27 protein-coding genes are annotated in these 21,955 nt (G+C 71.6%); 19 read left to right on the top strand and 8 right to left on the bottom strand.

Features of this window, described 5'->3' with window-relative positions; translation table 11 throughout:
• Positions 1–3: 3 nt before the first annotated feature.
• Positions 4–333 (top strand): FmdB family zinc ribbon protein, encoded by a 330-nt coding sequence (locus tag ACQPXD_RS03640; RefSeq protein WP_432834766.1) that lies wholly within the window; start codon positions 4–6, stop codon positions 331–333.
• Between the two features lie 68 nt (positions 334–401).
• On the opposite strand, the gene ACQPXD_RS03635 is transcribed toward ACQPXD_RS03640, so the two are convergent.
• Entirely contained in the window at positions 402–584 is a 183-nt protein-coding gene (locus tag ACQPXD_RS03635; protein ID WP_432834764.1) for a hypothetical protein, read from the bottom strand.
• An 85-nt stretch (positions 585–669) separates the two neighbouring features.
• On the opposite strand from ACQPXD_RS03635, the gene ACQPXD_RS03630 reads away from it, so the two are divergent.
• Positions 670–819 carry a hypothetical protein gene (locus ACQPXD_RS03630; RefSeq protein WP_432834762.1) on the top strand — a complete coding sequence of 50 codons (150 nt, stop codon included), beginning with the start codon at positions 670–672 and terminating at the stop codon, positions 817–819.
• A 64-nt stretch (positions 820–883) separates the two neighbouring features.
• The gene (locus ACQPXD_RS03625) at positions 884–1,183 is read left to right on the top strand and encodes a translation initiation factor 2 (RefSeq protein WP_432834761.1); all 300 of its coding nucleotides are present in this window, start codon (positions 884–886) and stop codon (positions 1,181–1,183) included.
• Positions 1,184–1,211: 28 nt separating this feature from the next.
• Here the strand turns inward: ACQPXD_RS03625 and ACQPXD_RS03620 are convergent, their stop codons facing one another.
• Positions 1,212–1,694: a DUF2231 domain-containing protein gene (locus ACQPXD_RS03620; RefSeq protein ID WP_432834759.1), complete on the bottom strand. Its 483-nt coding sequence runs from the start codon at positions 1,692–1,694 to the stop codon at positions 1,212–1,214.
• Positions 1,695–1,818: 124 nt separating this feature from the next.
• Here ACQPXD_RS03620 and ACQPXD_RS03615 point away from each other — a divergent pair, with 124 nt between their 5' ends.
• The 3 genes from ACQPXD_RS03615 to ACQPXD_RS03605 are packed head-to-tail and all read left to right on the top strand — an operon-like array spanning position 1,819 to position 5,249.
• Positions 1,819–2,289, top strand: a complete 471-nt coding sequence (locus tag ACQPXD_RS03615) for a Fur family transcriptional regulator (RefSeq protein ID WP_432834757.1) — start codon at positions 1,819–1,821, stop codon at positions 2,287–2,289.
• Positions 2,286–3,113 carry an oxygenase MpaB family protein gene (locus ACQPXD_RS03610; protein WP_432834755.1) on the top strand — a complete coding sequence of 276 codons (828 nt, stop codon included), beginning with the start codon at positions 2,286–2,288 and terminating at the stop codon, positions 3,111–3,113. Before ACQPXD_RS03615 ends, ACQPXD_RS03610 begins: the two co-directional genes overlap by 4 nt.
• A gap of 27 nt (positions 3,114–3,140) precedes the next feature.
• Positions 3,141–5,249 carry a hypothetical protein gene (locus tag ACQPXD_RS03605; protein ID WP_432834753.1) on the top strand — a complete coding sequence of 703 codons (2,109 nt, stop codon included), beginning with the start codon at positions 3,141–3,143 and terminating at the stop codon, positions 5,247–5,249.
• Here ACQPXD_RS03605 and ACQPXD_RS03600 read toward each other — a convergent pair.
• The 3 genes from ACQPXD_RS03600 to ACQPXD_RS03590 form a co-directional block, all read right to left on the bottom strand.
• On the bottom strand, positions 5,198–5,740 hold the full coding sequence (locus tag ACQPXD_RS03600; protein WP_432834751.1) for a cellulose binding domain-containing protein: 543 nt from the start codon (positions 5,738–5,740) through the stop codon (positions 5,198–5,200). The genes ACQPXD_RS03605 and ACQPXD_RS03600 overlap by 52 nt on opposite strands.
• On the bottom strand, positions 5,635–6,123 hold the full coding sequence (locus ACQPXD_RS03595; protein WP_432834749.1) for a cellulose binding domain-containing protein: 489 nt from the start codon (positions 6,121–6,123) through the stop codon (positions 5,635–5,637). The genes ACQPXD_RS03600 and ACQPXD_RS03595 overlap by 106 nt, the downstream gene beginning before the upstream one ends.
• Before the next feature lie 134 nt (positions 6,124–6,257).
• Positions 6,258–7,016 carry a DUF695 domain-containing protein gene (locus tag ACQPXD_RS03590; protein WP_432834747.1) on the bottom strand — a complete coding sequence of 253 codons (759 nt, stop codon included), beginning with the start codon at positions 7,014–7,016 and terminating at the stop codon, positions 6,258–6,260.
• A 289-nt stretch (positions 7,017–7,305) separates the two neighbouring features.
• Between ACQPXD_RS03590 and ACQPXD_RS03585 the strand changes: the two genes are divergently transcribed.
• The 3 genes from ACQPXD_RS03585 (at position 7,306) to ACQPXD_RS03575 (ending at position 9,214) form a co-directional block, all read left to right on the top strand.
• A complete protein-coding gene (locus tag ACQPXD_RS03585) occupies positions 7,306–7,740 on the top strand; it encodes a hypothetical protein (protein WP_432834746.1) in 435 nt (144 codons plus the stop codon).
• A complete protein-coding gene (locus ACQPXD_RS03580; RefSeq protein WP_432834744.1) occupies positions 7,737–8,621 on the top strand; it encodes an MFS transporter permease in 885 nt (294 codons plus the stop codon). Before ACQPXD_RS03585 ends, ACQPXD_RS03580 begins: the two co-directional genes overlap by 4 nt.
• Before the next feature lie 467 nt (positions 8,622–9,088).
• On the top strand, positions 9,089–9,214 hold the full coding sequence (locus ACQPXD_RS03575; RefSeq protein ID WP_432834742.1) for a hypothetical protein: 126 nt from the start codon (positions 9,089–9,091) through the stop codon (positions 9,212–9,214).
• 720 nt (positions 9,215–9,934) lie between these two features.
• Here ACQPXD_RS03575 and ACQPXD_RS03570 read toward each other — a convergent pair.
• Together ACQPXD_RS03570 and trxA are read right to left on the bottom strand one after the other, a co-directional pair.
• Entirely contained in the window at positions 9,935–11,866 is a 1,932-nt protein-coding gene (locus ACQPXD_RS03570) for an intein-containing Rv2578c family radical SAM protein (RefSeq protein ID WP_432843620.1), read from the bottom strand.
• A gap of 125 nt (positions 11,867–11,991) precedes the next feature.
• Complete coding sequence (trxA, locus tag ACQPXD_RS03565) at positions 11,992–12,396, bottom strand: thioredoxin (protein WP_432834740.1); 405 nt, start codon at positions 12,394–12,396, stop codon at positions 11,992–11,994.
• Positions 12,397–12,528: 132 nt separating this feature from the next.
• Here trxA and ACQPXD_RS03560 point away from each other — a divergent pair, with 132 nt between their 5' ends.
• The 9 genes from ACQPXD_RS03560 (at position 12,529) to ACQPXD_RS03520 (ending at position 19,908) form a co-directional block, all read left to right on the top strand.
• A complete protein-coding gene (locus ACQPXD_RS03560) occupies positions 12,529–12,915 on the top strand; it encodes a thiol-disulfide oxidoreductase DCC family protein (RefSeq protein ID WP_432834738.1) in 387 nt (128 codons plus the stop codon).
• Between the two features lie 701 nt (positions 12,916–13,616).
• Positions 13,617–14,114: a hypothetical protein gene (locus ACQPXD_RS03555; protein ID WP_432834736.1), complete on the top strand. Its 498-nt coding sequence runs from the start codon at positions 13,617–13,619 to the stop codon at positions 14,112–14,114.
• 426 nt (positions 14,115–14,540) lie between these two features.
• Positions 14,541–15,164: a TrmH family RNA methyltransferase gene (locus ACQPXD_RS03550; RefSeq protein ID WP_432834734.1), complete on the top strand. Its 624-nt coding sequence runs from the start codon at positions 14,541–14,543 to the stop codon at positions 15,162–15,164.
• Between the two features lie 58 nt (positions 15,165–15,222).
• Positions 15,223–15,864: a DUF6758 family protein gene (locus ACQPXD_RS03545; RefSeq protein WP_432834732.1), complete on the top strand. Its 642-nt coding sequence runs from the start codon at positions 15,223–15,225 to the stop codon at positions 15,862–15,864.
• An 83-nt stretch (positions 15,865–15,947) separates the two neighbouring features.
• Positions 15,948–16,154 (top strand): hypothetical protein, encoded by a 207-nt coding sequence (locus ACQPXD_RS03540; RefSeq protein ID WP_432844384.1) that lies wholly within the window; start codon positions 15,948–15,950, stop codon positions 16,152–16,154.
• 16 nt (positions 16,155–16,170) lie between these two features.
• Positions 16,171–17,040 (top strand): PH domain-containing protein, encoded by an 870-nt coding sequence (locus ACQPXD_RS03535; RefSeq protein ID WP_432834730.1) that lies wholly within the window; start codon positions 16,171–16,173, stop codon positions 17,038–17,040.
• Between the two features lie 87 nt (positions 17,041–17,127).
• On the top strand, positions 17,128–17,778 hold the full coding sequence (locus ACQPXD_RS03530) for a SigE family RNA polymerase sigma factor (protein WP_432834728.1): 651 nt from the start codon (positions 17,128–17,130) through the stop codon (positions 17,776–17,778).
• Positions 17,779–17,794: 16 nt separating this feature from the next.
• A complete protein-coding gene (locus tag ACQPXD_RS03525; protein ID WP_432834726.1) occupies positions 17,795–19,039 on the top strand; it encodes a hypothetical protein in 1,245 nt (414 codons plus the stop codon).
• A gap of 20 nt (positions 19,040–19,059) precedes the next feature.
• On the top strand, positions 19,060–19,908 hold the full coding sequence (locus ACQPXD_RS03520) for a PHP domain-containing protein (protein WP_432834724.1): 849 nt from the start codon (positions 19,060–19,062) through the stop codon (positions 19,906–19,908).
• Between the two features lie 44 nt (positions 19,909–19,952).
• Here ACQPXD_RS03520 and ACQPXD_RS03515 read toward each other — a convergent pair whose 3' ends face one another.
• Positions 19,953–21,197, bottom strand: a complete 1,245-nt coding sequence (locus tag ACQPXD_RS03515; protein ID WP_432834722.1) for a glycoside hydrolase family 18 protein — start codon at positions 21,195–21,197, stop codon at positions 19,953–19,955.
• Between the two features lie 114 nt (positions 21,198–21,311).
• Between ACQPXD_RS03515 and ACQPXD_RS03510 the strand changes: the two genes are divergently transcribed.
• Entirely contained in the window at positions 21,312–21,929 is a 618-nt protein-coding gene (locus ACQPXD_RS03510; RefSeq protein ID WP_432834720.1) for a MarC family protein, read from the top strand.
• Positions 21,930–21,955: the final 26 nt, after the last annotated feature.

Below are 21,955 nucleotides of genomic sequence, written 5' to 3'. Positions count from 1 at the left end.
GCAGTGCCTACCTATCAGTACGCCTGCACGGTGTGCGGCCACCAGCTCGAGGCTGTGCAGTCGTTCACCGACGAGCCGCTGACCGAGTGCCCGGAGTGCGCGGGCCGGCTGCGCAAGCAGTTCTCGGCCGTGGGCGTGGTGTTCAAGGGTTCGGGCTTCTACCGCACCGACTCGCGCTCGTCGTCGAAGTCGCCGTCGTCGGGCTCCGGCACCAAGACCGAGGGCACCAAGACCGAGACCAAGTCCGAGTCGAAGAGCGAGACGAAGACCGAGTCGAAGCCGGCCGCGAGCACATCGTCCACCGGCTCCTCACCGTCGAGCTCGGCGGCCTGACCAACACGGCGAAGCGCCCGGTCCCCGCTGCGGGTGGGGGCCGGGCGCTTCGGTTTGCCGATGTGATCTCAGTCCCAGTGCGGCGGCCGGTCGGCGAGAAGGCGGTCGTCGTTGTTCGACGCGCGCTCGCCCCAGCCCGAATCCGTGTCATCGGTCGTGTGGTCGGGGAGCACGACCAGCTCGTCGGCGAAGTCCTCGAAGCTCACTTCTCGCTGTTCATCGGTGGGAGCCCACCCGTTCGTACCTGCCACGGCTGCGAGACTACCCCTGGCAGTTTGCGGGAAAGTGGCCGAATGACGACAGTCGCCTTCGCGGTACACCTTCACACTCGGCGACATGACAGAACCCACCCCCGAACCCTCGTTCGACGGGCCGCTCGGCGAGTCGCCCGCGGACAACCAGGACACCCAGCGGCTGGACAAGCCCGACCCTGACGCCACCCGACCCATGTCCCTCGCGGAACTGCGCGAGCTCAACCTCGACTGAGCCGGCACAGCGCCCCACACTCACCCCGGGCCACCAGCGGGCCCGGGGTGGGTATGGTCGAGGCGTGAGCGACGACGCGTACTGGCGACGCCCGGCCGAGGGCGCCGAGGCGCCCCCTCCAACGCCCGCCGCACCGCGCAGCGTTCCCTACACCGGCGCCCCGCGCAGCGCCCCGCCCCCGCACGGCTGGCGCCCGCCGGTCATCGAGTCGCCGCCGCCGCCGCGCGAGCTGCCCGCCCAGGACGTGGAGCGGATCGAGCGCGAGGAGCAGGCCGCCACCATCCTGACCAAGGGCATGGGCCTGGTCACCGGCGCGATCCTGCTCGTCGTGCTGCTGATCCTGTGCGGCCGGGTGCTGTTCTAGGCCGCCGCCCCCGAAGTCCGGCCGGCCGCTAGAAGCCCGACCAGACCATGTGGGCGCCGCTGTCGCCGGTGCGGTAGACGTAATACGCCGACAGCGCCGCCAGCACCACCGCCACGACCGAGAGGAGCCAGTGGGCCGGGGCCGGCGCCTTGATCCGGGCCCTGGCACCCGCGGTCACCGGCAGCATGAAGGCCATGACCAGGGCGACCACGGCGAGGACGACCACGAACAGCGTCAGCATGTTCGCGTAGTCCTCGTGCTGGGCGATGGCCGCTTTCAGCTCCGCCGACTGGAAGCTGCGGTTGCCGCTGAAGGTCTCACCGGACTCCTTCGCGAAGAAGACCGCCCCCGGAGCGGCCAGCGCGAAGGCCACCAGCGGCCAGCGGATGTGGCGGCGGCTGGCCGGCCAGATCGCGTAGAGGACCGCGACCAGCACCAGCAGCGGCACCAGGACGACCGCCGCATGGATGTAGAGCGGGTGCGCCGGAATACCTAGGACACGATCGAACAACTGGGCCTCCTCGACGAAGACGACGTGGATCCTCCCCCGGGGGTGGTTACCGCCGCGAGAGGTCCGAGGTTCAAGAGCTTAGAAACATTTGAACGGTTCCAGGCTGCGTGGTCTTATTGGAGCTGTGTCGGGTGAGGATCTGCTGCGCTCCCGGGGTCTGCGTGTGACGCGGCCCCGGCTGGCCGTGCTGGAGGTCCTCGAGAGCTCCCGCGGCCACCTTGACGTCGAGGAGATCGCGGCGCGGGTGCGCCAGCGCCTCGACGCCGTCTCCACCCAGGCGGTGTATGACGTGCTCAGCGCGCTTTCCCGGGCCGGCCTGGCCCGGCGGATCGAGCCCGCCGGCAGCCCGGCGCGATACGAGGCCCGGGTCGGCGACAACCACCACCACGTGGTCTGCCGGGGCTGCGGGGAGATCGCCGACGTCGACTGCGCGGTCGGCGACGCGCCCTGCCTGACCCCGTCGCAGGCGCACGGCTTCGTGCTGGATGAGGCGGAAGTCACATTCTGGGGCCTGTGCCCGGCCTGCCAGCGCAAGCGCGACGAGGAGACCGCGGTGCCGCACCAGCGCGGCGACGACCAAGCCCTACCGCTGTGAGCGACCCGGCGGCGGACCCGGGCCTGTTCGGCCCCGACTCGGTCACCTGGCGGGTGCACCGCGAGCCGATCATCACCGTCGGCGGGCTGCGCAGCCTCTACCTGCAGGCCCTGCACCCGCGGGCGGTGGCCGGGGTGGAGCAGAACAGCCGGTATCGCGAAGATCCCTGGGGCCGGCTCGCGCGCACCAGCACCTACGTGACCACGGTGGTCTACGGCACCACCGAGGAGGCGGAGCGAGCCGGCAAGCGGGTCCGCGCCATCCACGGCCGGATGACCGCCGTCGACCGGCGCACCGGCGAGCTGTTCCGGATCGACGAGCCCGAGTTGCTGCGCTGGGTGCACGTGACCGAGGTGGAGTCGTTCCTGACCGCGGCGCAGCGCGGGGGCCTGCGGCTCACCCCGGCCGAGGCCGACGAGTACTACCGCGAGCAGACCCGCACGGCCGCGCTGGCCGGGCTCGACCCGGCCACGGTGCCGGACTCGGTCGCGGCGGTCACCGACTACTACGCGCGGATGCGGCCGTCGCTCGAGCTGACCGTCGACTCGGCGGCGACCGGGCTGTTCCTGACCGTGCCGCCGCTGCCGTGGGGCCTGGGCCTGACCCCGGTGCGCGGCGTGTCGTTCGGCGTGTCGGCGCTGGCCATCGGGCTGCTGCCGGGCTGGGCGCGGCGGCTCTACGGCCTGCCCGGCCTGGGCGTGACCGACCGGGTGGCCTCGGTGAACGCGCTGATCCTGGGCCGGCTGATGCGCTCGGTGCCGATCGAGTGGATCGAGTCGCCGGCCCGCAAGCGCGCGATGGAGCGGCTGGGGCTGCGTCACTGACCCCGGCGCGGGCGCGTTCAACCGGACGTGACCCGCTGGCTGCCCGCGCTCACCGTCGCAACGGCCGTGGTCGCGACGCTGCTCGCGATAAACACCGGAATTTCCGATATTTTGGCGTACGTCGCTTATGCGGCCGTCGCGGTGGTGATGCCCGGCACCCTCATCTACCGGGCGCTGCGCCAGCGGCCGCACAGCCTGGTCGAGGACCTGGCGTTCGGCACCGCGATCGGGCTGATCGCCGAGACCGCCGTCCTGGCGCTGTGCCGGCCGGCGCTGTGGGCCTGGCCGATCCTCGTGGTCATCGTGCTGCGCCGCCGCCTGCGCCCGCCCGACTACCCGCACCGGCCGACGCCGGCCTGGTCGTGGGCGGTGGCGGCGGTGGCGCTGGGCCTGGTCGCCTACCTCGCCTGGGCCTTCCTGCGAGTGAACCAGCCGGTGCCGGTGGGTGCGCCGCAGGAGTACATGATCGATCAACTGAACCTGCTGGCGGTCGCGGCCGACCTCGCGCACCACTTCCCGCCCGCCGTGCCGGAACTCGGCGACCGGGCGCTGAACTACCACTGGTTCGCCTACGCCCACCTCGCCGCGGCCAATCGGCTCTCCGGCGTCGACCTGCCGGTCCTGTGGTTCCGCCTCGACCTGCCGGCCCTGGCGGTGCTGGCGGTCGTGCTGCTCGCGGTCGCCGCCTGGCGGGTCACCGGCCGGGCGTGGGCGGGCCCGGTCGCGGCGGCGCTGATGTACACCGCCGGCGAAACGGTCCTGCCGGCCCGGGCGCCGGCGTTCTTCGGCACGATCACGGCGTACTACAGCTGGTCGAGCCGCTCGGTGCTCTACGCGTCGGCGCTCACCATGCCGCTGATCGCGGTCCTCGCGCAGGTGCTGCGCCGCGAGCACACCACCCGCACCTGGCTGCTGCTCACGGTCCTCGCCGCGGGCGTGGCGGGCGCGAAGTCGACCGTCCTGCCGCTCGCGCTGGTGGGGCTGGCCTGCGCGGGACGGCGGGCGTGGCGGGCGGCCCTGGTGCTGCTCGGGGTCGAGGCGCTGGCGGTCTGGTTGCTGTACCACTTCGAAAGCCAGGGCCTGACCTGGGCGCCCTTCGGGATCATGGCTGACTTCGCGCACGGCCGGCCGGCGGCGATCGCGGCGGGCCTGGGCGCCTACGCGATCGCGATGGGTGCCCGGCTGGCCGGCGCGCTCGTCCCGCCGCGCCGCTGGGGCCCGGTCGAGCGCCTCCTGGCCGGCGCCGCGCTGGCCGGGCTGGCCGGCACGGTGCTGGTCTGGCACGTCTCCTGGGGCCAGCATTTCTTCGCCATCGCCGGTTGGCCCTTCGGCGCGATCCTGTCCGCGGACGGCCTGATCCGGGCCCATGGCCGGCTCCGGCCGCGCGCGGTCGCCCTGGCCGCGGTCGCCGTCCTGCCGGCCGTCGCTTTCTTCGCTTCGGTACCGCACGTGCGCCGGCCCTGGGACGCGGTGTACCCGACATACCTGTTCGGCGGGCTCGTCCTCGCGGCCGCCGGGCTCGTGTGGCTGCTGGCCCGGCGCCGCGCGGGGCGGGCCGCGGCGCTGACGGTGGTGCTGTTCGCGGGCGGCGCCGGGCTGCCCTACGACGCCGTGCACCACGCCAACCTCGGCACCGCCTACCACGTGCGGGTCACCCCCGACCAGGCGGCCGCCGCGCGCTGGCTGCGCGCGCACAGCTCCCCCGAGGACTACGTGGCCACCAACGTGCACCGGGTCGGCTCGGGCGAGCAGGCCGGTCAGAGCCTGGCCTACTGGATCTCCGCCTACGCCGAGCGGCGGGTGCTGCTCGGCAGCTGGGGCTACTCCCCAGAGTCGACCCGCATCCAGGCCGGGCGGCGGCGCGCCGGCCCCGCCCTGGACTACTGGGACCCGGACCGGCTCGCCGCCAACGACCTGGCCATCTACGACCCGACGCGGCAACGCCTGGCCCGGCTGTGGGACCAGCGGGTGCGCTGGATCCTCGTCGACCGGGCGCAGGGCCGCGAGTCCCCGCGCCTGGCGGACCTGGCGCCGACCGCCTGGTCCGCCGGCGACGTGGTGGTCTACCGCCTGCGCCCGCCCGATCAGCGGGCCGTGCAAGTGAGCGTGGCCGGTGCGGTGTTGGTGCCCGAGTAGCTCGCGCCGAAGCCGGCCGCGACCGACGCGGTGGGCGCGACCGCGCCGTTGTAGTCGGCGTTGCGGACGGTCACCGCCGTGCCGGTCTGGCCGAACACCCCGTTCCAGCCGTTGGTGATCTGCTGGTTGCCCGGGAACGTGAACGTGACGGTCCAACCGGCCAGCGCCGCGGTCCCGGTGTTGGTCACCGCGACCTCGCCGTTGAAGCCGTTGCCCCACTGGTTGGTGACCTTGTAGGCGGCCGAGCACGACGGGCCGCCGCCGCCCGGGTTGCCCGGGTTCGCCGAGGTGGTCACCGAGACCGCCGCGGACGTCGCGGAGACGTTCCCGGCCGTGTCCCGGGCGCGCACCGCGAACTGGTAGGCCGTGCTCGGGGTCAGGCCGGTCAGCGTGGCGGTCGCACCGGTCGGGGTGGCCACGACGACCGGGCCGCCGGTGCCGCCGAGGCGGAGCACGTCGTAGCCGGCGATGCCGCTCGCGTGGCGGAGCACTGGTTGTAGGCGCTGGAGAGGGTGATCTGGCTCGGCGTGGTCGTACCGTCAAGCGTGAAGTAATAGCGGAAAGAGCCCTGGGTCAGCGCCCGGGCAGGCCAGGCCGACTTGTTGTAGACCAGCGCCTTGACCTCGGTGAAGTTGCTGCCGGAGGCGTTGATCGAGGACTCGATGAAGAGCTCCGGCCCGTCCGGGGTCTCGGCGGCCGGGAAGTTGGCCAGGGCGGTGCCGCCGAACTCGCTGTACATGCGGACCAGGGCGCTGGTGAGGCCGGCGTTGTAGTCGGTGGCGACCTTGTTCATCGTGAACGCGGCCGCCGCGTGGGCGACGGGTTGCCGGACCGCTGCCCCGAGCGCCGCGACCAGGACGGCGACGACCGGCATCCTATCGAGTTGCGCATCGACTTTCCTCCCTGTGGCGGCTGGTGGGATTGAACCCGCCGCCGCCACTGGTTATCGAGGAAAGCCGGACCCGAGCCCTATCCGCGCAGGTCGGAGCCTGAAACTTGCATGCCCGCTCAGGTCTGGACCATGCAGCCCCAGCCGTCGTAGAGCCCGTCGTGGGCCTCGACGATGCCGCGGACCTTCCAGGTCGTCTCGTGCAGGGTGGGCGGCTCGACCGGGTCGCGGCGGATGGCCTGCAGCACGAAGTCGCCCTCGTCGCCGCGCTCCACCGTGACCGCGAAGCCGTTCTCGCGCAGCTCCTGCGCGGAGAGCTCGGCGCGGTCGGGGTCGGGGAAGTAGGCGAGGAACTCCACCGCGCGGGGCGCGCTCAGCCGGTCGCCGTGGGCCTCGAGCTCCTGGACCACCTGGTTGTCGTCCATGATGTTGCGCTGCCACGCGTCGGGGGTGAGCTCGTCGCGCACGCGGGTCCAGCCCGGGTCGGCGTGCACGGAGACGACCGGAGTGAGCGTGTCGACCGGGGTGAGCGGGGCGGGGGTCGTCTCGGCCGGCAGGTAGCCGGTGATCCGGCCGGCGTTGTCGGACAGCACCCGGCCGACGAGGGCGCCGCCGGCGGAGCGGAGCACCTGACGTACCGCCGCGTCCAAGGCGTGAATGGCGGTCAGCTCCTCGGCTGCCGGCATACCGCTCGCGCCGTCGCCGGTGTAGGTGAACTCGACGTCGTAGCGCTGCGGGAACCGGTCGACCGGGGCCGCCTCGACGGCGCCGAGGTCGATGTTGTACATCGCGAGCTTGCCGCCGACCTCGCCCGGGTACACCGCCCAGCGCTCGGTCCACGCCTGTTCCCGCCCCAGCAGCCTGCGGAGCAACCCCACGCCGTCCTCCTTGAGACCGGGTCCGCTTTTCGATTTCGCCGTAGATGGTGTCGCCATCGCCCGGAAATCGGTAGGGGTAAGCGGCCCGGGGCCTGAACGCAGCAAGCGGCGGGGCCCTCCCTGGCACCCGCCGCCCACGCTCTGTGCTGAGTATCTTGGTACCGCCACCCGCCCGATCGCAACGCTCCGTATAGAGACGCGCGTCACATTCTGGCGAAATCGCGCCAGTCCCCTACTGTCTGTGACAACCATCTCACTACGCAGAGTGATGCGGTAAAGTACGGCGCCGATGGATCGATTGACCACGCGGGGGCGCGTGCTGCGGATCGGTGCGACGCTGGTCGTCGGCGCGCTGACGCTGGCCGGCACGGCCTGGGGCGACGACACGGTATTTCCGTTCGCGCCGTTCCGGATGTTCTCCACCGCCGACAAACCCAACGAGCCGGTGCTGGTGCTGCGGACCGACGGCATCGACACCACGGGCCGGCGCCTCGAACTCGACGAGCGCAACGCGGGCGTGCGCCGGGCCGAGATCGAGGCGCAGATCGAGCGCTTCAAGGCCGACCCGTCGCTGCTGCACTCGGTCCAGGAGGCTTACGCGCAGCGCAATCCCGGCCGCCCGCCGCTGGTCGAGGTGGACGTCGTCGAGGTGCGGCACCACCTGCACCACGCCCAGCCGACCGGCGAGATCACGGAGGTCGTGCTGGCGAGGTACCACCCGTGACCCGCTGGCTGTTCTCCCCCGTGCCGAGGGCGCGCATCGCCGCGTTCCGGACGCTGGTGTATCTGTTCATCCCGCTCGACCTGGTCTTCTTCAGCGCCTGGATCCGCAGCCACGGCAACCTGCCCGGCAACCTCTACCAGCCGCTCGTGGCCGGCCGCCTGCTGCACCTGCCCACCCCGACCCACCTGCTCGTCAACGCCATCTACTACGCCCTCATCCCGCTCTCGCTGCTGGCCGCGACCGGCCGCGCCCATCGCCTGCTCGGCTGGACGGTGTTCGCCCTCTACTTCGAGTGGATGATCATCGCGATGAGCTACGGCAAGATCGACCACGACCGCTACGCCCTGCTGGTCGCCCTGGCCGCCCTCCCCACCGCCGGCCGCGCCCGCCACGGCGACCAGACCGAAACGGAGGCCGGCGGCTTCGCCCTGCGCGCCACCCAGATCGCCGTCATCTGCACGTACTTCCTGGCCTCGATCGCCAAACTCCGCTACGGCGGCCTATCGTGGCTCACCGGCGCAACCTTGACGAGATCCTTCATCCGCCGCGGCACGAAGCTGGCCCGGTGGCTGCTGCAGATCCCCGGCTTCACGACGGTGTCGCAGTTCGGCATCATGGGCTTCGAACTCTTCAGCCCCGTGGTCTTCTTCGTGAGGCCCCGCCTGCGCTACCTCATCGTGGCCGGCTTCTACCTCTTCCACCTGCTGACGTTCTGCCTCATCACGATCTCGTTCATCCCGCACCAGGTGGCGATGGCCGCGTTCCTGCCCCTGGAAAAGGTCACCCCGATCGTCTGGCTCCGCCGCCTACGCTCCCGCCTCTCGCCCGACGCCCCGACCGCCTCAACCCCCGCCAACCCCACCGGCCAGCCCGCCACCTGACGCCCCCGCCCCCTGGCCCCGCCCCTGGCCCCTGGCCCGCCCCTGGCCCGCCCCTGGCCCCGGCCCCGCCCCCGGCCCCGGCCCCGCCCCCGGCCCTGGCTCCGGCCCCGGCAGCATCGCCCGGGACATCGCCACCCCGGCGCACGGTCGCGGCAGCGAACAGGTGGCCGATCCGGGCCGCCCGGACACCACCATCCGCTGGCCGATCCGGGCCGCTCCGACACCACCATCCGCCACCGGATCCGCATCCGAACCTGGGCCGTCGCCGGGCCGGCCGCCCACGACCGGATGATCGGCCCGCAACTGCCCGAAGGCGGTGGTGGACGACCGCACCACCAGGCCGTCAGCGCCGATGCCCTTACCGGAGAGCGACCGAATCTCTCCGTGATCATGCGCCTCTCGCCGGCGTGCGCGCGGTTTTCCATGATCACGGAGACATATGGTACCCATGTGTACATACTTCTTCCGTGATCATGGAAAACACGTGGTTCGGCCGGCGAGAGCTGCATGATCACGGAGAGTTCTGGTCGCCGATGCCCGGTGCCGCTGAAGTCAAGGGGATCGAGGCCTCGCCCGAGGGCGACACGATGTAGCGCGGCATTGGCAAGGGCGGCCGACAACGCTCCGTGGCCACCGCCGTCGGCGATGTCCCGCTCGCGGTGGTCGACGCCGGCCCGAAATGCCACGACGCGCCGCTGTTCGGCCCGACCCCTCGACACCTTCCGCGCAAAACCAACCCATCACCCAACGCCTCAATTGAGCCAAACCAACGGCCGCCTCAGCAGCGCCCCACCACTCCGTCGTTCTCACCCGCAGCCGCTCCCGGCGACCCCCGCGCCCACGGCCGCCACCAGAATCCGCTGGCCAGCCAGACCGCGACCCGCCCATCGTGATCGCGCCGACCTTGACGCCGACCTCCTCGAGCACCTCGCGGGCCACCGCCATCTCGGCCCGACTCGCCCCGCACGAACCGCGCAGCGCACTGCGGCCGGCCCCACCGCCCGCCAACAGCACGGTCGGCCGCGCAGCAGCACCGACACTCACCACGGCCCACCGCCGCGACCCACGCATCACGCACCCGCGCCGTCGCCCAGCCCGGCGCGGCCCAGCGCGGCGCGGCCCAGCGCGGCGCGGCCCGGCGCGGCGCGGCCCGGCGCGGCGCGGCCCGGCGCGGCCCAGCGCGGCGCAGCGCCGGCCCAGCGCGGCGCGAGCCGACGTGACTGCGGCGCCGCCAGCCGTCCGCAACCCGGCCACGGCGGCCCCAAAGCGGCCGGGCCCAAGCAGGCCGGGCCCAAAGAGGCGCGGGCGGAAGCTCACAGCAAGGTCAGTTGCTCGCCGATCGCCTCCTGGGTCTTGGGCGGCGCGGCTCGGCCGGCCGAGGGCATGCGGGTGGTGCCGGTGCCGCCGGTGGACAGGCCGTGGCGGCGGGCGGCTAGGCGGACGCGGGCGGAGATCTCGCGCTGGTACGACTGCGGGGCGTAGGAGCCGTCGCCATACAGCTCGCGGTAGCGCGGCAGCAGGGTCGGGTGCTCGCGGGTCAGCCAGGCGCGATACCACTCGCGGGCGCCGGGGCGCAGGTGCAGCACGAGCGGGACGATGCTCGCCGCGCCGGCCGCGGTCAGGGCGGCGACCGTGGCGTCGATCGACTCCGGGGTGTCGGTCAGGCCGGGCAGGATCGGGGCCATGAGGACGCCGACGGCAAAGCCGGCGTCGCTGAGCCGGCGCACGGCGTCGAGGCGGCGCAGCGGGCTCGGCGTGCCGGGCTCGACCGAGCGCCACAGGTGCTCGTCGACGAAGCCGATGGACATCGACAGGCTCACCGTGGTGACCTCGGCGGCCTCGCGCAGCAGGTCGAGGTCGCGGGTGATCAGCGTGCCCTTGGTCAGGATGGAGAACGGGTTGGCGTGGTCGCGCAGCGCGGCGAGGATGTCGCGCATCAACCGATACCGCCCCTCGGCCCGCTGGTAGCAGTCGACGTTGGTGCCCATGGCCAGGTGCGCCCCGGACCAGCCGCGGGCGGACAGCTCGCGGCGCAGCACCTCGCCGGCGTTGACCTTGACCACGATCTGCGTGTCGAAGTCGTGGCCGGCGTCGAGGTCAAGGTAGGTATGCGTGCGCCGGGCGAAGCAGTTGTGGCTGACCACGCCGTTGGCGATGAAGTCGCCGGTGCCGGTTGTGATGTCATACATCGGCAGGTCGACCCCGAGCGGCTCCACGCTCACGACCCGCAGCGCGTCGTCGCCGCGCACGAGGTCGCCGGCGGCGGTGGCCATCGGCCTGGCCGGGCCGACCATCAGCCCGAACCGCACCCGCTCGCGGGTCCCGCCCAGCACCCGAACCCCGCCCGGCCCGTCGCACGGCTCGTCGACGACGGCGGCGAACCCCAGGACCGTCAGGCACTCGACCAGCCAGTCGACGACGACCTTGTCGACGGCGTTGAACCGGGGCAGCCCGCCCACCGGTCCGCCGTCGGCGTCATACAACCCGGCGACGAAACCGAGCCGCCAGTCCCGCTCCGGCTCCTCGGGCCAGTCGAGCACGGCGCTCGCATCGCGGACGCTGGCCCCGGCGAACTCCCGCCCGGCATCGCCGGCCAGCGCGTGCAGCCCCCCGCAGGCCGCCGCATACTCGTGCGCCCGCTCCAGCGCCGCCGCCGGCACCGGCCCGACGTGGCCGTCGCCGTTGACGAATCCGCACAGATAGCCGCGGCGATACGCCGGCGACCCGGTCGGCGCCGCGACCGGCAGCCGCCCGAACCCGGCGAGCCGGTTGGCGGTGGTCAGGTGGGGCCGCCGGCTGCGCCCGTGCCGCGCCCCCGTCACGTGCTTCCAGCCGCGGTCGGTGAGGAATCGGTGCTCGGCGGAGGCGACCAGCTCCGTGCCGTCGGCGAGCGTCACCCGCCACCCCGGCTTGACCGTCGACCAGTGCGCGAGCACGCGGGTGGTGGTGTATCGGCGCAGCCGCCCGTCGCGGACGGTCCCGACGATCTCGTCGCCGACCCGCAGGTCGGCCAGCGGCCGCGTGGTGCCGTCGGCCATGAGGATCGCGGCGTCGCCGGTCAGGCAATAGACGCAGGCGTGCGAACACCCGCGGTAAGGATTCAGCGTCCACTCGAAGGGCACCCGGGAGGCCCCGGGCACCCGGTTGATCAGGGACTTGGCCTGCACCTCATAGAAGGTGACGCCACGAAACTCCGGCGTGTCGAAGGTGCGGGCGACGGCACCGGGCAGCGCGAGCGGAAGCACCCGCGGCTGCCCGGCGTCGCCGGCGCCAGGACTGCCAGTCGCCTTGAGGTTGTCCCATCGCACGGGGTAATTCGAACACGCGTACGAAGGGATTTCAAGCAAGGGCGAGGGTGAACTACCTGGCGTTACGCGTTGACTACGCTGTCGTCAGTGCCGCTCGCCTTCGCGGCGGACTGCGCCTCGGCGACCTTGGCCCGCACCTCGTCCATGTCGAGGTCCCGAGCCTGCTGGATGAGCGACTCGAGCGCCTCCTGCGGCAGCGCACCGGGCTCCGAGTACAGCGCGACACCGTCGCGCACGATCATCAGCGTCGGGATCGACCGGATGTTGAACTCGGCCGCGAGCATCTGCTCCGCCTCGGTGTCGACCTTGCCGAACGTGATGTCCGGGTTCGCCTCCGAAACTCGCTCGTAGATCGGCGCGAACATCCGGCACGGCCCGCACCAGGACGCCCAGAAGTCGACGAGGGTGATACCGTCGCCACCGATCTCCTCGGCGAAGTTCTCCGCGGTCAGCTCTACGGTTGCCATGCTTTCAGCTCCGATCCTTCATGGCCTCGCATCGGGTATGCACCGTCATAACGACGTACCCCTTACCCGCATTCCCAACCGGTGTCCCGGCTCACCTCTTGAGATCCTCCCGGGTGAGCGATGATGGGATCCGTGGAACGCCCGACTTTCGTCTACGACGGTGACTGCGCCTTCTGTTCATCATGCGCCCGCTTCATCGCCAGGCGCATCAGGCCCGACGCGCAGGTCGTGGCGTGGCAGTTCGCCGACCTCACCGCGCTGGGCCTGACCGAGGAGCAGGTCAGCGCCGCGGTCTACTACGTGGCCGGGCCCCGCACCACCGCCGGCCCCGCCGCCATCGCCGATCTCCTGCGCCGCGCCGCCCTCCCGTGGCGCGCCGCCGGCGCCACGCTGGCCCTGCCCCCGATCACCGCGGTGGCCTGGCCGATCTACCGCTGGGTCGCCCGAAACCGCCACCGCATGCCCGGGGGCACGGCCGCGTGCGCGCTCCCACCGAACCACCCGGCCCGCGCCGCGTAGATTTTTTCGGGACTCGGGCCGCGTCACTTGCAGACCGTTCCTCCCGCGAGACACCGCACCGGGCCTGCCCTGAACGGGCGCCCCGGCGCTGCCAGGCCCGCCGTGCCAAGACCCCGGATAAATCCAGCCACTCCGTGGCCGGATTTATCCGACATTTCGCCTATATCGTGCCTGGGAGCGAAAAGTCCCAACGGACACCACCCACCCCGGACAGAAGTCTCCGCGATCATGATGCCACCAGGTCCGCGACGCGGATTTTTCATGATCCCGGAGACTCCTGGTACACGGGTGTACACCAACACTCCGTGATCATGAAAAACCGTTGATGCCGACGGCGGGCGGAGCATGATCACGGAGGCTTTGTGCTGCATTTGTGCCGCTGCGCTGTGCTCCGCGGCGTCCAGCGCCCCACGCGCGTGATCTGATCGCGGATCCCGTTCGCCGCGGGTGCCCGAGGCCACGGCCCGGGACCCGGCGGCTGAACGAAGTGACAGCTGCCCCCGACGCGCGCGTCCGCCGAACGACCTGACAGCTGCCCCCGACGCAGGCGGCGGCCGAACGACGTGACGGCTGCCCCCGACGCGCGCCGGGCGGCCGGGTCCGGCGATGCGGAGCCGAGGGGCGACGAAACGGGTGACCGCGCGCGGCGAAAACCCGCAATAGCCGGATTTTTCGGCATACGCTCGCAATGGGAGGTTGCCATGCCGAGCCAGCCCGCGTCCCGCCCGTCCGGTCGTCCGGGCGTCGGGATCGACCTGCCCCTGCAGCGGGCGGAGTGGGACCTGCTCGTCCGGCTGCCCCGCGCCGTGCTCGTCGTGGCGTGCGCCGGCGACGAGGGCGTGGACGCCGTCGCCGGGGTCGAGGCCATCGCCGCCGGGCAGCGGTCCCGGGCCCTGCTGGTACGCGGCGTGGTCGCGGCCATCTTCGCCGAGCAACTGACCGACAACGACATCGACCGTGACGCCGGTCCCGGCTCGGTCCTCGCCGACTGCGGGCGCGCCGTGCGCCTGCTCGCCGACCGCCTGGGCCCCGACGTCGCCCTGGCCTACGGCGAGTGGCTGATGGACATCGCCGCCAGCATCGGCCGCACCGCCTGGCACCCCGCCCACATTCGCCTGGCCGGAGTGGACATCCACCTGGCGGAGCGCCGCTTCGTCAACGACATAGCCCAAGAACTGGCGCGCGCTCTACACCCCTGAGCAAACGCCCCGAAGCGCCGGCCGGGCGCGCTGAACACCCTTCGCGCCCGGCCGGCCTCCAAACCCGACAAAAGTGCAAGAAAGTAGTGACCGCGCAGCGATCATGAGGGATCTGAGGTGCGACCCCAGCCGCGCCCCGCACAGCCGCACAGGCGCGAAGCGCAAAAGACGTGGCCGCACAGACGCACGGACGCGAAGCGCGGAGAAAATAGCCGCACCGACGCACGGGCGCGGAGCGCAAAAAACGTGGCCGCACAGACGCAGGGGCGCGAAGCGCGACAAAAGTGACCGCGCAGCGGTCATGGGGGGTCTGGGGTGGGAACCCCCCAGCCGCGCCCGAGCGGAGCGAGCGCCAAGCTAGGAAACAGCGCGCCCGAGCGGAGCGAGCGCCAAGCTAGGAAACAGCACAGAGTACCGTCGCGGCAAATGGAACCAGAGACGGAGCTTGCGGTCGGGGTCGGGCCCTGGGCCGGTCCATGGCCGGCCGAACCGCACTACGACCCCCAGCTGCTCGCGGACGGTGACCGCCGAAACGTCGTCGACCGCTACCGCTACTGGCGGCTCGAGGCCATCGTGGCCGACCTCGACCGGCGCCGCCACCCGTTCCACGTGGCCATCGAGAACTGGCAGCACGACCTGAACATCGGCACCGTGGTGCGCAACGCCAACGCCTTTCTCGCCGCCGAGGTGCACATCGTCGGGCGGCGGCGGTGGAACCGGCGGGGCGCCATGGTTACCGACCGCTACCAGCACGTGCGGCACCATCCGGGCGTCGCGGAGTTCCTGGCCTGGACCGCCGAGCACGATCTGCCGCTGATCGGCGTCGACAACCTGCCCGGCGCCCGGCCGCTGGAGCGCGCGGAGCTGCCGCGCCGGTGCGTGCTGCTGTTCGGTCAGGAGGGGCCTGGCCTGTCGGAACCGGCCCGCGAGGCGTGCAGCGCGGTGTACTCGATCGCACAGTACGGTTCGACCCGCTCGATCAACGCGGGCGTCGCCAGCGGCATCGCCATGCATGCCTGGATCCGCCAGTACGGAGGCGTGAATCCCTGAGCGGCCTTACCGTGGGTATATGGGCGTCGCTGTCAGCTGTCCCCGCTGTGATGGTCCGGTGCGACCGCCGGACCTCATGCACTCCGAATGGCGTTGCGACACCGACGGCGCGGTCCTGCCGCTGCACGTCGCGCAGCACATCGGGCCGGAGATCGTCGACGCGGTCAAGACCAAGCTGGTCGCCGCCGCGCAGCGGGCCGGGGACAAACGGCCGACGCCGCTGTGGTGTCCGTGGCCGCTGCCGAGCGGCTGGACCGTGACCGGGGTCGGCTGGGTCGGCGACGAGCGCTCCGGCGTCCGGGCCTCCGCCGTGGCCTGCAGCGGGCCCGGCCCGGTCGAGCACGGGCCGGCCGACTGCGTGATCATCGCCGAGGAGCCCGGCATCGGGCTGGGCACCCGGTTCGCCGGCCTCCCGGGCACCGATCCCGGGCCGTTCTTCGACGGCGACCTCGCCACGACCACCGCGCACGCGAAGGTCCGGGCCGCCGGCTGGCCCACGCCGCTGTGGATGGCGAAATCCCCGGAGGACCGGTGCGCCTACGTCGGCGAGGCGGCCGGCATGTGGATCTACGTCGTCACCTGGCCCGCGGCGGCCGGATATCTCCTCGAGGAAGAGCTGGAGCTGCACGATCTGTCCGAAGATGTGCCGACCCATCTCGTCTACGGCGCGCCGTCGCCCTATCTTCACGGCAAGGCGTAGACCACCGCGACTAAGATCAAGCTCCGGGTCAAGGCTCGGCGCGGCGCAACTGCACCCTGAGCCGTGCAGCTGATACGCTGAGTTTGCCGGCGGCGCTGGTGCGCAACGTCGCGGGGAGGGGATTGACGGCGATGGTCAAAAAGGTCCTCACCTGGGGAAGCATTGCCTTCCTCATCTTCTTCGTGGCATATCGGCCACAGTCGGCCGCCGAGGTGTTCAAGTCCATCGGCGGCGGCATCATGGACATCGCCACCGGATTCGGCGACTTCTTCTCCAGCCTGGTCGCCTGAACGGTGACTGACGCCGATGTCGACCGGACCTGAGTCTCCCGAGGAAGACCCGAGCCGCCGCAACCAAGACCGGGACACGGAGCCGATTCCGCGCGCCCGCCCCGAGTTCGCCGCGGAGTCGAGCGAATACTCTGCGCACGCCGACTACACCGCCGACGCGGATGACTTCACCTCCGACTCCTACGCCGACCCGATGACCGACGGTGCTTACGCGCGCGGCGGCGGCGGCCGGCAGTACAGCGACGCCCCGCCGACCTTCTCCCAGGACGAGTTCGCCGGCCTGCACGGCGGCGACGCGGGCCCGGCGGTGCCGCCCGGCAGCCGCGTGGCGCCGCTGGAGGACGAGGCCAGCCGGCATGCGGCCCGCTATCTGTTCCCGACCGAGAAGTTCCGCGGCGAGTGGAAGCGGCACTGGATTCAGCTGGCCAAGGAGGGCCTGATCGCGATCTTCGCGACGATCGCGATGGGGTACATCGCCGGCTGGCTGACCAAGCACAACCAGACCCAGCTGCGCACTGCCGTGCTGGTCATCTGGGCCGTGGTCATTCTGTGGTGTGCCTGGCAGGTCGCCGATTGGTGGTATGACCGCTTCATTCTGACCAACAAACGGGTCATGGTCGTCTCGGGCATTTTCACCCGAAACGTCGCCATGATGCCGCTGGGCCGGGTCACCGACATGAAATACGTGCAGTCATTGACCGGCCGCATGTTCGGCTACGGCCATTTCGAGCTCGAGTCCGCCGGCCAGGACCAGGCATTGCGCAACATTCGCAACCTGCCGAATCCGAATGAGCTGTATCTGCGGATCGTCGAGGAGATGTACGAGCCCGAGGCAGTCGAGGCCCGCCTGGGTCGGGCGGCCGCCGGCGACGACGACGGCACCTGAGAGTTCGCTGAAAACCATCGGTCGGACGCAACCCGGGCCACCCCTCATGGCGTCTACGTACGTGGGCGGAGGGGGAGGGGGCGGCCGGTGCCGGACGACGCAGGGTTCCGCGAGGAAGACTTTCGTGAGTTCGTCGCGCTGCGCTCCAAGGCGCTCCTGCGTACCGCCTACCTGCTGGCCGGCGACTGGGCGACCGCCGAAGACCTGCTCCAGATCACGCTGACCAAGACCTTCCTGGCCTGGAAGCGGCTCGGGCACATCGAGGCCGTCGAGCCGTATGCCCGCCGTGTGCTCGTCAACACCGCGACCAGCTGGTGGCGGCGGCGCTGGCACGGCGAGCGGCCCACCGAGGTGCTCCCGGAGACCGCCGCCGCCGACCACGTCGAGGAGAGCCTGGAGCGCGACGCGATGTGGCGGCACGTGCGGGCCCTGCCCAACCGGCAGCGGGCCGTGCTCGTGCTGCGGTATTACGAAGACCAGTCGGAGGCCGAGACCGCCCGCCTGCTCGGCGTGTCCGTCGGTACCGTCAAGAGCCAGACCTCCCGCGCCCTCACCACGCTGCGCGAACGGCTCAGCGCCGAGGGTGTCCGCCCCGCCACCCGCACCCAGCCCGCCCGGCCGCCCACCGTCCCCGAGCCGGCCGAGCCGCCCGGCGCGGCCGAGCCGGAACAACCTTTCACCGAGGCTGAGGCGCTTCTACCGGCGGAGACCGTGCTCGAGGAGCCGGTCGAAGTCTGACTGGGGACGTGACGACATGCTGGAAGACGAGCTCCGCGAGACGCTCGCGGCCAAGGCGGGCAGCCCCCCGCCCGGGTCGCTGGCGTCGCTGAACGGGTTCGCCGACACCGCCATCCAGGGCGCCGCGCGGATCCGCCGGCGGCGGCGCGCCGCGGTGACCGGGCTGTCCGGGTTCGCCGTGGTCGCCGCGGCGGCGGTCGTCGTCCTGCACACGCTCTCCCCGGGCGGCCCGGTCAACGCTCCGCTGGCCGAGGGCCGGCCGCAGACCGCACCCGAGTTCAGCTCCGGCCCCAGTGGCCCCTCCTCGCGCACGTCGCCGGAGGAGGAGATGCGCGAGGTTCCCGCCATCGGCCCGAGCGCGCAGGCGGCCACCAAGGTCCGGCTGCAGGCGCCCGCCCGCAGCACGGTCACCGCGGCGTACCAGGCCAACGACGGCTATCTGATGGTCAACACCCAGCCCGACGGGGACAAGCAGCTGGTCCTGCAGAACGATGACGAGCAGCAGCAGGTGCTGGTCGACGACGCGTCGAACATCGCGGTCGCCAAGGACGGCCGGACCGTCGCCTGGGCCTCGCAGGGCAGGATGAACGTCGGTACCCGTAGCGACGACAACTCGAAGAAGATCGCCCAGAACTACTCGGCCCCCGTGCCCGAGGACACCGACCCGGTGGTGTTCGTCGGCACCACGCTGGTGATCAGCAGCGACAACCAGGGCTTCGACGCGTGGCACACCGAGCGCGAGTACAAGCCCCGCTGGGACAAGACGGTCGTGCGGGTGTTCGGCGGCACCGCGGACAGCGCCGGCGTCTACGCCGAGATCGACCCGGCCGCGGGCCCGAACGCGACCAAGGGAGCCTCCCCGTCCGCCGGCGCGAGCCCGCCCGTCGCCGAGCCGCCCATGTGCCTGGCGCTGCTGCGGTTCGACCAGCCGTTCAAGGTCGCGGACCACGTCTGCGGGCTGCCGATCGCCGCGGAGGAGGGCGCGCGGATATCGCCCGACGGGCACTGGCTCGCCTACCCGATCCTGGGCGACAAGCAGGTGGCGATCCTCGACCTGACCAGCGTGTTCAAGAGCGGCAAGGCGAAGACGTGGGACCTCACCGTCACCGGCAAGACCGCCTGGCTCAACCCGACGACGTTCGTGGTCGACGACGGCAAGCAGTTCCTCAAGCTCGATCCGGGCGGCAAGGACAACGCTTCGGAGACGCTGGACGCCGACAGCGACGGGGTGGTCCTGATCGAACCGCTGGCCGCCCAGTAGCACCTCGATAGGCTGGGAGCGTGCGGATCGATCTTCACGCCCACTCCACCGCCAGCGACGGCACCTCGACCCCGGCCGAGCTGGTCGCCGAGGCGGCCGGCGCGGGCCTCGACGTCGTCGCGCTGACCGACCACGACACGACGGGCGGCTGGCCGGCCGCGATCGCCGCCCGGCCGGCCGGGCTGACCCTGGTGCCGGGCGCCGAGCTGTCCTGCCGCTGGCACGGGGGTCCCTGGCCGATCGCGCTGCACATGCTGGCGTACCTGTTCGATCCGTCGGAGCCGGCGCTGGCCACCGAGCTGGCCAGGGTCCGGCTGGCCCGGGAGACCCGCGCCGAGCGGATGGTCGAGCTGATGCACGCCGACGGGATCGATGTCACCTGGGCAGAGGTACTGCAGGATGCCGCCGGCGGCACCGTCGGCCGCCCGCATCTGGCCCAGGCGCTGATCCGCCGCGGCCTGGTCGGCACCGTCTCCGAGGCGTTCGAGCCGCAGTGGCTGGGCCGGCGCTACCGGGTGCCGAAGGAGGACATGGAGGTCTTCACCGCGCTGCGCCTGGTCCTGGGCGCGGGCGGGGTGCCGGTCTTCGCCCACCCGCGGGCCAGCGTCCGCGGCCCGATCGTCCCCGATGTGCTCATCGTCGAGATGGCCGCCGCCGGGCTGTTCGGGCTGGAGGCCGACCACACCGACCACAGCCCCGCGGAGCAGGCGGACGTGCGGGCGCTGGCGGCCCGGCTGGGGCTGGTCGTCACCGGCAGCAGCGACTATCACGGCACCAACAAGACGGTCCGGCTGGGCGCGCGGACCACCGCGCCGGAGGTGCTGGAGCGCATCACCGCCGCCGGCCGGGGCAGCTCCGTCGTGGGGTGAGTGCGGTGGGCCGCCGCCGGTGAGCGGCGACGGCCCCACGCGGGTCAGTGCAGGGTCGTGTAGATGGTCTTGGTGAGCGTGCCGTTGGCGTCGTCGCCGTCGAGCGACCAGATCATCGCGCCGCCGTAGCCGGACAGGCGCACGAAGAGGCCCTTCTGCGCGACGACCACCGGGTCGTCGAAGGTCCAGAACGTCGTACCGTTGAACAGCCAGGCGTGGCCGGAAAGCAGGTCGTGGTAGACCTTGTAGCCCTGCTGCGGCAGCGTCGCGAGGACCTTGTAGTCCTCGTTGCCGGCCGCCCAGGTGCCCGGCGCCGGTCCGGTCGCCGACTGGAACAGGCCGTGGTTGGCGTTGGTCACGCCGGTCCAGCCCTGGCCGTAGTAGGGCACGCCGAGCACGAGCTGCCGCTTCGGCGCCCCGCGGTCGGTCCAGGCCTTGAGCGAGCTGGCCCCGCTGAAGTCCGGCGTGGTCGGCGCGCCGCGCGGCACGTAGAGCGCGGACTGCTGGTTGGTGGTGGTCTCCCAGGTGCCGTGGTAGTCGTAGCCCTGGACGGAGCCGAAGTCGAGGTACTTGAAAATCTTCTTGACCTCGAAACCGGCGTCGATCTTCGCGGGCGCGGCCGGCAGGAACGCCGACAGGATCGCCTTCTTGCCCAGCTCCTTGCGGAACTCGGCGACCAACAGCGTGAAGTTCTGCTTGTCCTCCGGGCGGATCACGTTGCCCGGGTTGCCCTCCGAGCCCGGCCACTCCCAGTCGAAGTCGAAGCCGTCGAAGACGCCGGTGGACATGAACGTGTCGATGCACGACTTGACCAGCGCCTTGCGGGACGCGTCGGTCAGCGCGGCGTTGGAGAAGTTCGCCGAGAGGGTCCAGCCGCCCAGCGACAGCAGGACCTTGAGGCCCGGGTGCTTCTTCTTGAGCTTGAGCAGCTGGTTGAAGTTGCCGTTGAGCGCCTGGCCGGGCGCGTCGGCGACGCCGTCCACGCTCTCCTCGGCGGACACCGGGCGCTGGTAGTCGGCCCACGGGTCGGCGGAGGCGCACTGGCCGGAGGCGTCGACGTTGCCGAAGGCGTAGTTGATGTGCGTAAGGCGGGCGGCCTGGCCACTCGTCTCGAGGTTCTTGACGAAGTACTGGCGGCCGTAGATGCCCCACTGGATGAAGTATCCGACGCGTTTGTACTGGTCGGAGTGCGAGACGCCGTGGGCGCCCGCCGCCGTTGCGGGCACGAGGGCCAGCGACGTCGCCGCCAGTGCGGCCGCGAGCCCCGCCAGGACACTGCGTTTGCCCATAAACCCTCCATCTGTAAGGAAAGTTTGCTGTTCTTCAGGCAACGTAGGGGCGCGGTTCGATGACGTCAAGACCCTGGTTTCCGCTCGATACGGGCCTGCTACGACAATCCGGTCGTGAATGTGAAGCTGCTCGGGGAAGTGTTTGTGACGCTGCTCGTCATCCTGGACCCGTCCGGGGCAGTACCGATCTTCCTCGCGCTGACCGGGCACATGGAGCCGCGCCACCGTCACCGGGCGGCGCTGCAGGCGGTCGGGCTGGCCTGCGGCGTGATCGTGGCGTTCGCGCTGGTGGGCCGGCAGATCCTGGCCTACCTGCACATCGACCTGCCCGCGCTGCAGGGCGCCGGCGGCCTGCTGCTGCTCCTGGTCGCGCTCGAGCTGCTGACCGGCAAGACCGACGATCCGCGGCGCGAGGCGACGTCGAACGTCGCGCTGGTGCCGCTCGGCACGCCGCTGCTGGCCGGCCCCGGCGCGATCGTGGCGACGATGCTCTTCGTCCGCCGCTCCCACGACTTCCCGGCCTATCTGGCCATCACGGTGGGCATTGTCGCCGTCATGGTCGTCGTGTACCTCACGCTGCGCTTCTCCGGCGTGCTCGTGCGCATCCTGCGGCCGAGCGGCATTGAGGTGCTGACCCGCATCGCCGGTCTGCTGGTCGCGGCGATCGCGGTGCAACTGCTCGCCGACGCGGTCGGGGCGTTCGTGACGGAATACCAGCATTCACCGCACTGATTTTTTTGTCGTACCCGGATGGCAGG

The sequence above is a fragment of the Dactylosporangium sp. CA-092794 genome (genome assembly GCF_050948465.1).
Classification (GTDB): Bacteria; Actinomycetota; Actinomycetes; order Mycobacteriales; family Micromonosporaceae; genus Dactylosporangium.
This window is presented reverse-complemented; position numbering and strand designations above follow the sequence as displayed.

What these genes read in the sequence shown, in the direction of transcription:
- ACQPXD_RS03525 (WP_432834726.1), top strand. Translation starts at nt 17,795, where the DNA reads ATGCTGGAAGACGAGCTCCGCGAGACGCTCGCGGCCAAGGCGGGCAGC.
- ACQPXD_RS03595 (WP_432834749.1), bottom strand. Translation starts at nt 6,123, where the DNA reads ATGCCGGTCGTCGCCGTCCTGGTCGCGGCGCTCGGGGCAGCGGTCCGG.
- ACQPXD_RS03555 (WP_432834736.1), top strand. Translation starts at nt 13,617, where the DNA reads ATGCCGAGCCAGCCCGCGTCCCGCCCGTCCGGTCGTCCGGGCGTCGGG.
- ACQPXD_RS03630 (WP_432834762.1), top strand. Translation starts at nt 670, where the DNA reads ATGACAGAACCCACCCCCGAACCCTCGTTCGACGGGCCGCTCGGCGAG.
- trxA (WP_432834740.1), bottom strand. Translation starts at nt 12,396, where the DNA reads ATGGCAACCGTAGAGCTGACCGCGGAGAACTTCGCCGAGGAGATCGGT.
- ACQPXD_RS03550 (WP_432834734.1), top strand. Translation starts at nt 14,541, where the DNA reads ATGGAACCAGAGACGGAGCTTGCGGTCGGGGTCGGGCCCTGGGCCGGT.
- ACQPXD_RS03585 (WP_432834746.1), top strand. Translation starts at nt 7,306, where the DNA reads ATGGATCGATTGACCACGCGGGGGCGCGTGCTGCGGATCGGTGCGACG.
- ACQPXD_RS03535 (WP_432834730.1), top strand. Translation starts at nt 16,171, where the DNA reads ATGTCGACCGGACCTGAGTCTCCCGAGGAAGACCCGAGCCGCCGCAAC.
- ACQPXD_RS03515 (WP_432834722.1), bottom strand. Translation starts at nt 21,197, where the DNA reads ATGGGCAAACGCAGTGTCCTGGCGGGGCTCGCGGCCGCACTGGCGGCG.